This window comes from Argonema antarcticum A004/B2, from assembly GCF_023333585.1.
GTDB lineage: Bacteria > Cyanobacteriota > Cyanobacteriia > Cyanobacteriales > Aerosakkonemataceae > Argonema > Argonema antarcticum.
The window spans coordinates 12,535-25,248 of sequence record NZ_JAIQZN010000045.1 but is presented as its reverse complement, the minus strand read 5'-3'; the positions used below and the strand labels follow the sequence as shown (position 1 = coordinate 25,248).

Annotated in this window: 13 protein-coding genes and 1 pseudogene; 9 read left to right on the top strand and 5 right to left on the bottom strand. The window is 45.1% G+C overall.

Going from position 1 to position 12,714, the window contains the following annotated elements:
• Positions 1-193: 193 nt before the first annotated feature.
• A complete protein-coding gene (psb35, locus tag LAY57_RS19210; RefSeq protein WP_249068449.1) occupies positions 194-418 on the top strand; it encodes a photosystem II assembly protein Psb35 in 225 nt (74 codons plus the stop codon).
• Positions 419-490: 72 nt separating this feature from the next.
• Here psb35 and LAY57_RS19205 read toward each other — a convergent pair whose 3' ends face one another.
• From LAY57_RS19205 to LAY57_RS36560, 5 genes and pseudogenes are all read right to left on the bottom strand, one after another.
• The gene (locus LAY57_RS19205) at positions 491-961 is read right to left on the bottom strand and encodes a tellurite resistance TerB family protein (protein WP_249068427.1); all 471 of its coding nucleotides are present in this window, start codon (positions 959-961) and stop codon (positions 491-493) included.
• Positions 945-2,381, bottom strand: a complete 1,437-nt coding sequence (locus LAY57_RS19200; protein ID WP_249068426.1) for a 16S rRNA (cytosine(967)-C(5))-methyltransferase — start codon at positions 2,379-2,381, stop codon at positions 945-947. Before LAY57_RS19200 ends, LAY57_RS19205 begins: the two co-directional genes overlap by 17 nt.
• A gap of 43 nt (positions 2,382-2,424) precedes the next feature.
• The gene (locus tag LAY57_RS19195; protein WP_249068425.1) at positions 2,425-2,958 is read right to left on the bottom strand and encodes a hypothetical protein; all 534 of its coding nucleotides are present in this window, start codon (positions 2,956-2,958) and stop codon (positions 2,425-2,427) included.
• A 269-nt stretch (positions 2,959-3,227) separates the two neighbouring features.
• Positions 3,228-3,437 carry a J domain-containing protein gene (locus LAY57_RS35895; protein WP_275994187.1) on the bottom strand — a complete coding sequence of 70 codons (210 nt, stop codon included), beginning with the start codon at positions 3,435-3,437 and terminating at the stop codon, positions 3,228-3,230.
• 12 nt (positions 3,438-3,449) lie between these two features.
• Positions 3,450-3,635, bottom strand: a pseudogene (locus LAY57_RS36560) (WD40 repeat domain-containing protein); the annotation flags it as partial.
• Positions 3,636-3,924: 289 nt separating this feature from the next.
• Here LAY57_RS36560 and LAY57_RS19185 point away from each other — a divergent pair.
• The 8 genes from LAY57_RS19185 to fbp all read left to right on the top strand — a co-directional run bounded on the left by LAY57_RS19185 (position 3,925) and on the right by fbp (position 12,638).
• Positions 3,925-5,178, top strand: a complete 1,254-nt coding sequence (locus LAY57_RS19185; protein WP_249068423.1) for a Coenzyme F420 hydrogenase/dehydrogenase, beta subunit C-terminal domain — start codon at positions 3,925-3,927, stop codon at positions 5,176-5,178.
• A 286-nt stretch (positions 5,179-5,464) separates the two neighbouring features.
• Positions 5,465-5,914 (top strand): hypothetical protein, encoded by a 450-nt coding sequence (locus LAY57_RS19180; protein WP_249068422.1) that lies wholly within the window; start codon positions 5,465-5,467, stop codon positions 5,912-5,914.
• A 92-nt stretch (positions 5,915-6,006) separates the two neighbouring features.
• Positions 6,007-6,798, top strand: a complete 792-nt coding sequence (gene cysE / locus LAY57_RS19175) for a serine O-acetyltransferase (RefSeq protein WP_249068421.1) — start codon at positions 6,007-6,009, stop codon at positions 6,796-6,798.
• A 118-nt stretch (positions 6,799-6,916) separates the two neighbouring features.
• The gene (locus tag LAY57_RS19170) at positions 6,917-7,066 is read left to right on the top strand and encodes a hypothetical protein (RefSeq protein ID WP_249068420.1); all 150 of its coding nucleotides are present in this window, start codon (positions 6,917-6,919) and stop codon (positions 7,064-7,066) included.
• A 237-nt stretch (positions 7,067-7,303) separates the two neighbouring features.
• Positions 7,304-8,533: a ribonucleoside-triphosphate reductase, adenosylcobalamin-dependent gene (gene nrdJ / locus LAY57_RS19165; RefSeq protein ID WP_249068419.1), complete on the top strand. Its 1,230-nt coding sequence runs from the start codon at positions 7,304-7,306 to the stop codon at positions 8,531-8,533.
• 287 nt (positions 8,534-8,820) lie between these two features.
• Positions 8,821-10,833, top strand: a complete 2,013-nt coding sequence (nrdJ, locus tag LAY57_RS19160) for a ribonucleoside-triphosphate reductase, adenosylcobalamin-dependent (RefSeq protein WP_338022443.1) — start codon at positions 8,821-8,823, stop codon at positions 10,831-10,833.
• A 78-nt stretch (positions 10,834-10,911) separates the two neighbouring features.
• On the top strand, positions 10,912-11,130 hold the full coding sequence (locus LAY57_RS19155; protein ID WP_249068417.1) for a ssl0294 family protein: 219 nt from the start codon (positions 10,912-10,914) through the stop codon (positions 11,128-11,130).
• 458 nt (positions 11,131-11,588) lie between these two features.
• Entirely contained in the window at positions 11,589-12,638 is a 1,050-nt protein-coding gene (gene fbp, locus LAY57_RS19150; protein ID WP_249068416.1) for a class 1 fructose-bisphosphatase, read from the top strand.
• Positions 12,639-12,714: the final 76 nt, after the last annotated feature.

Genomic DNA, 12,714 nt, shown 5'->3' with positions numbered 1-12,714 from the left:
CTAGGGGCTAGGGGAATTTTAGATTTTAGATTTTAGATTTTGGATTTAAAATCTAAAATTCAAAATCTAAAATCCAAAATCCTCCCCCTGCGACTGAGATTGGTTTCAAACCTGGGGGGGATGAATAATTTTACTGATTTTTTCTACCATGTACCATGTAAATAGTCATTTATTCAGGAGTTGCCAAATAATGATGAGCATATTGATGGAAGCTGCTGCCAACGCTGCCAATACCACTAATTTTCCCGTTTCCGTTACCGTCGTCTACGTTGTTGGTTTTATTGCTGCCGTGAGCATTGGTTCAATTGCCTGGTACAACTCCAAGCGCCCTGTCGGTTGGGAAGACAAAGCCCGTCCCAGTATTGTGCCTGAAGTTAAAAAGGATGAAACACCCGGTGTGGGCACCCCCCAAGGCTAATGGGGAGATTTTAGATTTTAGATTTTAGATTTTATTTAAATCTGCAATCTAAAATCTGAAATTACCCATTACCTATTTGGAATTCTCCACCCAGCGGCGGTAAAGTTTTTGAAGACCTCCTAGTACGCGACTCTGAACTGGCTGGGCTGAATCGTTGGCTGGGTCGAGTTGCTGTAACCTTGTCAGAAGTTTGGCTTCTTCGTTGGCGACATCCCCATCACTGTAAATTAAGGCGCTGATGGCTTCCATGAGGTTTTGGCATTCTTCAGAGGTGGGGTGCGAGCCTAAATACTCTTCCATCCACCGATAGCACTCGTTCGGTTCCACAGACCGAAATTCATACAGCAAAGGTTTAATTTCTGGATCGTCTGCAACTCCCTTTTCCTTAGCCACCCGGTGCAGATATTCCCGTTCCTCTGGCTGAATTTTGCCATCAATCCAGGCAGCTCCGATGAGAATTTTGATCAGATTTTTGACGTTGGAGTTAGCTACCATTGGCTTTTCCCTGATTTGGTTAAACAGATTATCAATCTGACTTAGCATCCTGCACTTTCCTTAGCCTCACCATAAAAAACCCGTCCATTATATGTCGGTGCGGCCATACTTTTATCCACCCATCAGGCATTGTAAAGGCTGCTGCCGGTGAACTGGGATTTGGCGGGTCAATTTGCCAATTTGGGTGAGAGTCCAAAAATGTTTGAATGACATTTTCATTCTCCTGTGGATGCAGGGTGCAGGTTGAATAAACGAGGATGCCACCGTACTTGACAAAAGTTGCACTATGTGCTAGCAATTCACTTTGAAGAGTGGAAAGTTCTAGCACCGTCTCTGGCGTTTGTCGCCAACGGGCATCAGCGTGGCGGTGCAGAGTACCTAATCCTGAGCATGGCACATCGAGTAAAACTCTGTCAGCTGTGTTGGTAAATTTAGGGAGGTTGCGGCTATCGCCAGTGCAGATTTGGATGGATTTGAGGTTGAGTCGTTGGGCGTTTTGCTGGAGTTTTTTGAGGCGGGAGGAAGTGCGATCGCATCCCCACACTTTTCCATCATCTTTCATCAATTCTGCAATATGCGTTGTCTTTCCCCCTGGTGCCGCACAAGCATCAATTATCACTTCGCCCGGTTGGGGGTCGAGTAGATGTGCTACCATTTGGGCGCTACTGTCTTGTACAATCCACCAACCCTCGTTGAAACCGGGCAGATTTTGAATTGCACCAGTATTGCCAATCAATCTTAATGCTTGCGGCAAATGAGGAACACGGTTAACTAGAATACCAGCCGATTTTAACCCAGTTTCAACTTCTTCGATCGATGTTCGCAGAGGATTTATCCGCAAGTCAATTGTCGGTGGTTGGTTCATCCATTCACATAGCTGTTCTGTTTCTGCTTCTCCCAGTTGTTCCAACCACAATTGCACAATCCAGTCTGGATAACTGTGCAAAATACCCAATTTTTCAACTGGATTTTCCGGTAACTGTAGGGGAGATGTTTCAACTTTGTGAAAATCTTGTCTTGTGGGGTGGGCATCCTGCCCGCCCCACTCTAATAATGGCAGGCGAGACGCCTGCCCCACAGTCAAACGGATATATTGTCGCAATAAACCATTAACCACACCGCTGAGTGCTGAAAATCCGTTTTCTTTAGCTAGTTGAACAGTGGTATTAACAGCAGCTGAATCGGGAATATGGTTGAGATAACGAAGTTGATATAAACCTAAATGTAAAATTGTGCGTAAATCGGGTGGTTGTTGAGAAGCTTTCTTTTTTCCTAATTGGTCGATGATAGCGTCGAGTGTTCTTTGCCTTCTCACACTACCATATAGTAATTCTGTCACCAATCGTCGATCGGCATCGTTGAGGTTAGACGATCGCGTGTTGCGATCGAGTCCCACATCCGCAAATGCCCCTCGGCGAACGTCACGGAGAGCTAGAAATGCTATTTGACGGGGGTTTGGCAGATTCATGCTGGCAACTAATGATCACCATTCCGAAAGACGCGAAGCACAATCATAACTTACTAAGAGGAATTTGGAGAAATTCGGCAACGCATTTAGCCAAACGAGAGCTGGTATTCGCATCCAGCAATTTATCGACAGTCAGGGTTATGTTTTCACCAGACACCATCAAAAGGCTAATGCTGTAAGATTTGGAGGACTTAGCTTTGCCGGGTAAGTATAACTTTCTTTTGTGTTTGATCACTATAACCATTGCAATTTCACGAACCGAACATTCGATGACGTTACTTTCCAAACCTTGTACTTTTAAGAGCAGGCGATCTAGAGGTTTATTAAAATAACAATTCACGGAACCAATCTTCTCCGCTGCCGCTAAAAATCCAAATGCGATCGAGAGAAACCCAAGAATAGGACTTAAGAGAACAACTGATAAAACAACACCACGTCCATAAACTGCTGCAACTATTCCAAAGCATAGTAAAAAAGATCCTATCCCTACACATACGCATCCAATTATCAGTGCAGCACCTGTATCGGGATCTCGTTGGAGTATCAGCCTGGTTTTTGTTTGCTCCACAATTCTCATTCCACACCTCTAACTCATGCTGCGATCAAATAAACACTGTACGGAAATCGTTCTTAAAATGCTAATTATATCCTTCAGATCGAGTCTCATGTCTCGATCTGAAGGATATAATCTGCGATCGCATTGCCGTAGCCTGCGGGTCAGAGCTTAGGGTAGTTTATTTATTGCAATTATGCTTTTGCCATCTGTCAAAGGATGGATATTTAATAATTTGAACAGCATCTAATGTAGAGAAAGAGGCGATCGTCTTTGCCATTAACATATCCTGCTTATTTAGGCCAAAACTTCTTTATTGCCTGCATATTTGCTTTAGCGCTGCCACAGCGATTAATATCGGGATGATATTGCATTGACAAGCGTCGGTAAGCACGCTTAACCTCATCAGTATGAGCGTTTCGATCCACACCTAGAACTTGCCACCATTCCCCAGACAGCAGAGTATCAGGTATTGATTCATTTATACCAAAAGATAGATGCAAAACGCGAATTGTACCGTCCTTTCCACCAGTTACTAGAGTTTGTCCATCAGGACTAAAGGCAACAGGATAACGCCCAGAAAGCGTTTGTAATATTTCGCCTGTGGCTAAATTCCAAAGAGTGACTTTATTGTTGCTGCCACAGGCGATAGTTTTGCCATCGTTACTAATAAAAACAGAAAAAATATTTGATGCGTGTCCATCTAAAGTGCTGGATAATTAACCAAGGATGATACTCAAAAATATTTTCAAGTAAAGTGTTAGGAATACTAGATAGATCTAGTGTTTCTTTGATGAGAAAAGCATCGAATTGGATCGTGTCAAGGTATAAATTGAGCAAGGAGAGACGATTACCAACAATGGAAAGAGGGGTTAGGGGCTAGGGACTAGGGCAATGACTAATCACCAATGACCAAGGAAACCCAGTTTCTGCGCTATAACCTCTAACGGTATCGTAGTAAAAGCTATCTGTGGATAACAAAAGCAATTTATGACTATCTCAGTTGACTCCCCCAAGCACAAAAAAGCCAAAGCCCTCAAACCGGGAAGCCGCCGCCCCGCCAAAGAACTATGCAGCGAATGTGGACTTTGCGATACATATTATGTCCATTATGTCAAGGAAGCCTGCGCGTTTATCAATCAGCAGATAGCCGAACTGGAAGAAGAAATCCACGGGCGCAGTCGCAATCTCGATAACCCCGATGATTGGTATTTTGGCGTCAACCAAACTATGATGGCGGCACGCAAAACCCAGCCAATCCCAGGCGCACAGTGGACGGGGATTGTCAGCAGCATTGCCATTGAAATGCTCAATCGCGGTATCGTCGAAGGTGTCGTCTGCGTCCAGAATACCAAAGAAGACCGCTTTCAACCAATGCCAATCATTGCCCGTACTCCAGAAGAAATTCTCGCCGCAAGGGTGAATAAACCAACCCTTTCGCCTAATCTTTCCGTGCTAGAACAAATCGAAGAATCTGGCATGAAAAGACTATTAGTAATTGGCGTCGGTTGTCAGATTCAAGCATTACGCGCAGTAGAAAAAAAACTAGGTTTAGAAAAGCTCTATGTTTTGGGTACTCCCTGTGTCGATAACGTCACACGCGCCGGATTGCAAAAATTCTTAGACACTACCAGTCGATCGCCTGAAACAGTAGTTTACTACGAATTCATGCAAGATTTTCAAGTTCATTTCAAACACGAAGATGGTTCGCTTGAAAAAGTCCCATTTTTTGGACTTAATACCAAAGAACTAAAAGATGTATTTGCCCCTTCCTGCATGAGTTGTTTTGATTACGTCAATAGCTTGGCAGATTTAGTCGTCGGCTACATGGGCGCACCGTTTGGCTGGCAGTGGATTCTAGTTAGAAATAATACCGGACAAGAAATGCTGGACTTAGTGAAAGACCAGTTAGAAACTCAACCCGTAATGTCTCAAGGAGATAGACGCAACGCTGTCCAGCAAAGTATTCCCGCCTACGATAAAGGAGTAACTCTTCCTATGTGGGCAGCTAAATTAATGGGCGTTGTTATTGAAAAAATCGGCCCAAAAGGATTGGAATATGCCCGTTTTTCCATTGATTCTCATTTCACTCGCAACTATTTATATGTGAAACGGCATCACCCAGAAAAATTAGAATCCCATGTGCCAGAATATGCTAAGCGAATAGTAGGGCAGTATAAATTGCCAGAATCGCCGCTACGCGGAAGTCAAAAGTCACTCATTGAAAAGTCAAAAATCCTTTGAGTGTTAGGCATTTAACTACTTCTTTCCTGGTAGGTTATTTTTGCCGCGTTGCACTCTTAGGGTAGGGGCTAGGGAAGAGTGGAGGAGTGAGAAGTTTTTCAACTCAAAACTCTTCCACTCAAAACTTTCTGATTTACTTCTCATCCAAAATCTAAAATTCCGCTGGGTGTGCGCCTGAAAAACTGTCATGACACCAAGAAAGCCCGGAGACTCTTTTAGATACCTTGGAATAGAAGATGCCAACACCTAAAATTTGAGGAGGGCTGTTGCAATGTTCTTTAATGGTATGCGGCAGTTCAAACACAGTAAATTCCTGGCTTGGATAGCTATTCTGAGTGCTACATCTGTTTTCGCGCAAACCGCGAATTTCGGTACAATTAGTCTGGCACCGGGCTTTGAGCCAGGAACTGCGATCGCCACAGGTTCTACAGGAGGATCTTTCTCGCTACCTTCTCTAGCCAATCGCGATCGCCATAATAACTTCTGTTTGGGATATAGCGGCAATCAGACTCCCGATCACATCATGACTTTGCAGCAAGACTTTGCCAAACTAAATCTACGAGTAGATAGCCGCGATACCGCAACCACTTTGGTAATCAAAGGCCCAAACGGCACCATTCGCTGCGGCAGTGCAACCCTGGAAGACACAGACTGGAAAGCTGGTAACTACAGCATCTGGGTTGGTGCCAAAAACGAAGGAGTCAGAACCGACTACACCCTCTCCGTGCGGCAATAGCCAAAACGGATTGTAGTGTTGTTCGAGACAAAAAAGGCATTCAGGGCGTTAAGATCGAAATTGGCCTGCTTTGCCAAATTTGGTGACCACTCGTGCTAAACGCCCTGCTAGCTGATTTTCGCATCATCTTCGAGCGCGACCCCGCTGCTCGCAACTGGCTAGAAGTCTTATTTTGCTACCCCGGTTTGCAAGCGCTGATGTTTCATCGCTTTGCTCACTGGCTAAACGTATTGGGTATTCCCTTTATACCCCGCTTCATATCCCACCTAGCTCGTTTTTTGACGGGTATTGAAATACACCCAGGTGCAGCGATCGGCCAAGGGGTTTTTATTGACCACGGGATGGGTGTCGTAATTGGAGAAACTGCGATCGTGGGCGACTATGCTTTGATCTATCAAGGCGTCACCCTTGGCGGTACGGGCAAAGAAAGCGGCAAGCGCCACCCAACGTTAGGGGAAAATGTGGTAGTGGGAGCCGGTGCCAAAGTGCTAGGCAATATCCAAATTGGCAACAATGTTCGCATTGGTGCTGGATCGGTAGTGCTGCGCGATGTTCCTTCTAATTGCACCGTCGTCGGCATTCCCGGTAGAATTATCTATCGCTCTGGAGTGCGGGTTAATCCTCTGGAACACGGCAGTCTGCCGGACTCTGAAGCTGAAGTAATTCGCACTTTGGTCGATCGCTTACAATCCCTGGAACAACAACTGCAAGACCTCCAAGATCAAGTTTCTTCCATCCCATCTCGCATACCAGTTAGCATAGCCGCCGCGATCGATAGTTGCGAGCGGGCCTTGCTAAATTCAGATTCAGTCGATCGTCATCTTCCCAGTTGTCGGATCAGAGATAAGGCAATTCAAGAATTCCTAGATGGTGCGGGAATCTAAATCAGAAATCATACAACAGATGAACACAGATAAATCTGCTCTTATCTGTGTTCATCTGTTGTAAAAAAAATCCATCCAATTTTAGATTAGGGACTCAGGTATTCAAGCAGAGCATATTGTGACTAGCCTTGATTATCAAAGTGGTGCTAGCCCAGTTGGTGTCTCAGGCCGTGTAAAATATACCTGTCTTACCAGCCGCAGACCGAATTATTCAGCAGGCGATCGCAGTGCAGAATCCCGACGTAGCTGGACGCCCTGCTACTTCTAGAGTCACTCCCAAACGCCGAACATCCTTCTGACGCACCAGAGAATTGACAGCCTCGGCAATTAGTCATCAGTCCAACAGGTGACTAGAGATCAATTTTTTAACTCAAAACTTAAAACCCAAAACTCAAAACTTTTCTCTATACATAGTGCATAATTCAGAAAATTTCAACCTTTGACCCTAGATGTGCGATCGCTTATAGTAATTAATCTATCCAACTTTCAACCCAAATTCACCTATATGGTTCGAGAACTTGAGTCAATCAACCAGAGTACTCAGTTTCCAGAAACAGCCCCAGCAGCCAATCCCGTGTTTTTCAGAACATACAGCCGCCGTACCGACACAGGGCGAGAAACTTGGGAAGAAGTATGCGATCGCACCGTCAAAGGCTTGACCAAACTGGGCCAACTCACCCCCGCAGAAGCCGCCCTCATCCACCGAATGCAGAAGCAGCTAAAAGCCCTCTCCTCCGGGCGCTGGCTGTGGGTAGGCGGTAGCGAGTGGGTAGAGAAACCAGAAAACTTTTCCGGTGCATACAATTGCAGCAGCACCAACATCTACGACTGGAGAGCCTTTGGCTTGCTCATGGATTTAGCCATGATGGGCTGTGGAACAGGCGCAGTCCTCGAACCCAAGTATATAAATCAACTTCCCCCCATTCGCAATCGCCTCCATGTCAGCGTCCAAGATAAAATTGGTTTTACTCCAGCCGATCGGCGTCGAGAAGAGACAGAAGTCAAAATAGAGGAAAACCGTGTCACCATCTACGTTGGTGACAGTCGTCAAGGCTGGGTCAAATCTTATCAAACTCTCCTAGAATTATCTACCGACGAACAATTCTCAGGAGAAGTTCAAGTATCAATAGATTTAAGCGATGTTCGTGCAGCCGGAGAACCTCTTAAAGGCTTTGGCGGAGTTGCCAATCCTGTTAAATTGGCAGAACTTTACGATCGTGCTGCATCTATTCTGAATAAAGCTGTAGGAAGACAATTAAATTCAGTCGAATGCTGTCTATTAATTGATGAAGCTGCTGTCACGATAGTGGCCGGAAATATTAGAAGGTCAGCTGGCATGAGGCAAGGCTTTAGCGATGATGAACTATTCGCTAATGCTAAATCTAATCTATGGCAGCAGGATGCCAATGGCAACTGGCGCATCGATCCAGAACGAGATTCCCTGAGAATGGCAAACCATACTCGTGTATTTCACCACAAACCAACTCTTGAAGAGTGCATAGAAGCCGTTCGCAAACAATATTATTCTGGCGAGGGTGCCATACAATGGGCTGGTGAATCAGTTGCTAGATCTAACTGCGATCTGCTACACACCCCTGAGCTAAAAACTAATTTTTTGAAAGCTTACAGCGAAGGTAAAGCTCAACAATGGTTGCACGAAAACTATCCTAATATTGCTCCCGATGAGCTAGAGCATCGTTTAGCTCGTGTCGGACTTAATCCGTGTGGTAAGTAATTTTGCCTCACGTTAAAAACCCCGCAAATACGGGGGATGCTGAAATGCTAATCCCGTGGTAATCAGAAGAATTAAAAAGCTTTTGGCACCGTAGAGCGTACCAGGTGAACCTTCTATTTTGAAGAATATAATCCTGGCAAGAGTGCGAGGCATCTGTAAAAAATATTAATCATATTTGCAGGTGAAAATGTACGCCGAGCTACAGAGAAATAGGAATCTGTAGAGCTAGAGGATAAAAAGCTTCTAGGGTAACAAAACTGGAAATCATCGGTTCTAACTTTCACTGTGTGAGTGGCGAAACTCTACTCATCACTAAAGATGGAATGCACGAAATAAAGGATGTTGTCGGCTCTGAAATTGAAATATGGAATGGTCAAAAATGGAGCCAAGTAACACCATTCAAAACAGGTAGTAACCGGAAACTATATCGAGTTCAGTTTAGTGATGGTTCTTACCTAGATGCAACAGAGTATCATCGATTTTTTGTGAAAGATCGCTTTGCTAAAGTGTACAAAGAAGTTCAAACAAAAGATTTGATGGATACCAGCCGATATGCAATTCACACAGAACCTTTTAAGATTCAGTATCAGGATGGTTTAAGTATCGATCCTGGTTACGCTTACACCTTGGGAGTAGCTGTAGGAGATGAGACTACTGACCAAAAGGATAATGCTAAAGTCAGGCTTTACGGCAAAAAGACAGCTTTATCCTTATCAGGAAATAAGTCACATGAACGAAACTATGACTATTCGCCTGCTTTTACAGATGTAACTGAATTAGGGTTTTCTGGACTATTTCTCAAAGCCTTAAAGACTAATCCAGAAGCGCTAAATGTCATTGCTAGTTGGAATCGTCAAGCAATTCTGCATTTTATTGCAGGTTTAGCTGATACAGATGGCTCAAATACATCAAGCAACGGGATCGGGATTTATATCTCTGATTACCAACGAGCCTACAGAGTACAGTTGCTATTGACAAAATGCGGTATCCGCTCATCACTGAATCTTTTAGCTCATCAGGGATCGATAACTAAATATGGTATCAGAAGTCAGGATTTGTACTACTTACAAATTACTGAATGCGAGGAGATTCCTTGTCAACGTTTGGATGTCAGCAAAGGAACTGATGCTAAGTACGAAGGTAAATGGCAAGTCGTCAAAAGTGTTGAGGAGTTACCGGGGTTACATAATACTTACTGCTTCAATGAATCAGAGTACAATAAGGGAGTTTTTGGCAATACATTAACCGGCAATTGCAATCTTTCAGAGATACATCTCAACCAAATAGATCCTAAAAATTACCAAGAACAAGAGGAGGCTTTCACCGCAGGGGCTTTATCTGTAGCGGTTTTACTCAATCACAAATTTGGTGAACCACGCTATCAATATAGCCGCGAATTAGACCCAATTGTAGGCGTATCCTTCACAGGTTTATTCGACTTCTTTGTCAATGCTTTTGGTGTTGATTGGTTGCGCTGGTGGGCAGAAGGACGCCCGGAAACTGCTCAAGGAGTGCTATTTAAACGGCGTGAGGAGGAGTATCTAAACCGCTGGCGAGAAACTGTGCATCGGGTAGTATGGGATTATTGCGATCGCCACAACTTAAAACGCCCCAATCGCTGCACCACAGTTCAACCATCGGGGACAAAATCATTACTCACAGGTGCGTCTCCCGGATGGCACCCACCAAAAGCCCAACGTTTTATCCGTCGTATTACATTCCGCAAAAACGATCCGGTAGCTTTAGCCTGCATTGACTACGGTTATAACGTCATTCCATCTCAATCAGACAAAGATGAAAATGGGAATTTGCTAAATGACCCCTTCGATCCCCGATGTTCGGAATGGCTTGTCGAAATACCCGTTTCTGTAGATTGGGCTGACTTGCCGGGATCTGATGAAATTGAGATCGGCAAATTTTCAGCCTTGGCACAAACCGACTTTTATATGCAGGTTCAAAAATTCTATGTGCGGCACAACACAAGCGCCACGATTGAATTGCGGGAAAACGAAGTAGAAGCTTTAGGTACTCGGATTTATGAAGCGATCCGAGATGATGAAGGCTACATTTCTGCTGCACTTCTAGCTCGATTCGACTCGCTTCAAAACTTCCCTCGCTTGCCATTTGAGCCGATCGCAAAACAGGAGTACGATCGACTCTTAAAAGAAGTGGAAATCCGCCGCAAGACCGATGATTTCCTTGCCGCCTTGATGCGTTACGATTCTGGCTATTTAACAGAAGCAGGGCCAGCCGGTTGCGATTCGGATAAATGTATGATGCCGGAACAAAAACCTGTATAGGCACGTATTCAGATGCGATCGCACGCTAGAATCCCAGTGGAATCGATCGCTCAAAGTAGCACTGTAAGGAGACTCCCAATGTTCCTCGATGAACTGACCCCCATCTTCAACGAACTGACCCAGCACCCAGTCTCCTTTCTGGGCGGGTTTTTCTCTGGTATATTTCGACTCAACCTGACTGAAGATCCCATCAAAAGCTGGCTCGACGAACAGACAGGCGTTACTACCTCCACTTCCCCTGCTAGTCAAGACAACAATGGCAAAAGCACTGGCCCGCAGTCTATTTCGATCGATTGAATGTGATTTAGGTTGAAAAAAGGGTCTGCCTTAAATTTAAGGCAGACCCTTTGTTTTTGCTTCCCGATCGCAAATTTGTATAAAACAAGACTGCGAAAAGCCCAGCAACTTGTTTTTATAGACTTGGATGATATTTGTGGGACTTTAGAGCGGTTCACGGGCGGCGAATGCCTTATGCAGTCTACACCAACGCAACCCGTTCTAGATGAAACAAACTCTTGCTCCCCCACTCCTTCCCTCTTCCCCTCTTCCCCTCTTCCCTAGCCCCTAGCCCCTAGCCCCTCTGACCCTTCCCCCCAACCCAAAACCATTTCTGTAGTTCATCTAAAGTTAGAGGGCTCTGAAGAAAAAGCCTTCTTAAGATAGAAATGGAGGGCTGCTAGGTGTTGAAACTGTAGGGTCAGTGCCCAGAAAACTTCCCTCCAAAACAAAAGCGCCATTCGAGAAGGACAAACACAATGGCAGATGAGAATCGGCCTTTAGCTCAGGAACGCGGCCTAGATCGGGATTGTACAACTTTATCCCGTCACGTCTTGCAGCAACTCCATAGCTTTTCGGTAGACGCACAAGACCTCAGCTCCCTGATGAATCGCATTGCACTCGCAGGGAAACTGATTTCTCGACATCTCAGCAGAGCAGGGATAATGGCAAACGTGCTGGGATTCACAGGGGAAGTCAACGTGCAGGGAGAGTCCGTCAAAAAGATGGATATGTACGCCAATGATGTTTTTATCTCGGTATTCAAGCAGAGCGGCCTTGTTTGTCGCTTGGCGTCCGAGGAAATGGAAAAACCCTACTACATTCCAGAAAACTGCCCGATCGGACGTTATACTCTGCTCTACGATCCGATCGACGGATCGTCTAACATTGATAGCAATCTGAATGTAGGCTCCATCTTCTCGATTCGCCAGCAAGAAGGGGTTGATGAGGATGGGTCTGCACAAGACTTGCTGCAAAACGGTCGCAAGCAAATAGCAGCAGGCTATATACTTTATGGCCCAAGCACTATGCTGGTTTATTCGATCGGCAAGGGTGTTCACTCCTTCACCCTCGATCCCAGCTTGGGTGAATTTATCCTCTCTTCCGAAAACATCCAAATTCCACAACATGGCCCAATTTATAGCGTCAATGAAGGTAACTTTTGGCAGTGGGAGGAATCGATTCGCGATTACATCCGCTACGTTCATCGCCATGAAGGTTATACTGCCCGCTATGGCGGGGCGCTGGTAGGTGATTTCCACCGCATTCTGTTTCAGGGAGGGGTGTTTTTATATCCCGGTACGCTCAAACAACCTCAAGGGAAGTTACGCCTCCTCTATGAAGCGGCTCCTTTAGCCTTTTTAGTAGAGCAAGCGGGTGGTCGTGCCAGTACGGGAACTCAGGAAATTTTGGATGCCGTGCCGGATAAAATCCATGCCCGCACACCCCTGTTTATTGGCAGTAAAGACGATGTAGCCCTGCTGGAATCTTTCATCACGGAACGCATTAAAGAAGGGGCTAGAGGCTAGAAAAGTCAAAAGTCAAAAGTCAAAAGTCAAAAGTCAAAAGAAAGAAAATTCTCCCTCTTCCCCTCTTCCCCTAGCC

What these genes read in the sequence shown, in the direction of transcription:
- psb35 (WP_249068449.1), top strand. Translation starts at nt 194, where the DNA reads ATGAGCATATTGATGGAAGCTGCTGCCAACGCTGCCAATACCACTAAT.
- LAY57_RS19205 (WP_249068427.1), bottom strand. Translation starts at nt 961, where the DNA reads ATGCTAAGTCAGATTGATAATCTGTTTAACCAAATCAGGGAAAAGCCA.
- LAY57_RS19200 (WP_249068426.1), bottom strand. Translation starts at nt 2,381, where the DNA reads ATGAATCTGCCAAACCCCCGTCAAATAGCATTTCTAGCTCTCCGTGAC.
- LAY57_RS19195 (WP_249068425.1), bottom strand. Translation starts at nt 2,958, where the DNA reads ATGAGAATTGTGGAGCAAACAAAAACCAGGCTGATACTCCAACGAGAT.
- LAY57_RS19185 (WP_249068423.1), top strand. Translation starts at nt 3,925, where the DNA reads ATGACTATCTCAGTTGACTCCCCCAAGCACAAAAAAGCCAAAGCCCTC.
- LAY57_RS19180 (WP_249068422.1), top strand. Translation starts at nt 5,465, where the DNA reads ATGCGGCAGTTCAAACACAGTAAATTCCTGGCTTGGATAGCTATTCTG.
- nrdJ (WP_249068419.1), top strand. Translation starts at nt 7,304, where the DNA reads ATGGTTCGAGAACTTGAGTCAATCAACCAGAGTACTCAGTTTCCAGAA.
- LAY57_RS19155 (WP_249068417.1), top strand. Translation starts at nt 10,912, where the DNA reads ATGTTCCTCGATGAACTGACCCCCATCTTCAACGAACTGACCCAGCAC.
- fbp (WP_249068416.1), top strand. Translation starts at nt 11,589, where the DNA reads ATGGCAGATGAGAATCGGCCTTTAGCTCAGGAACGCGGCCTAGATCGG.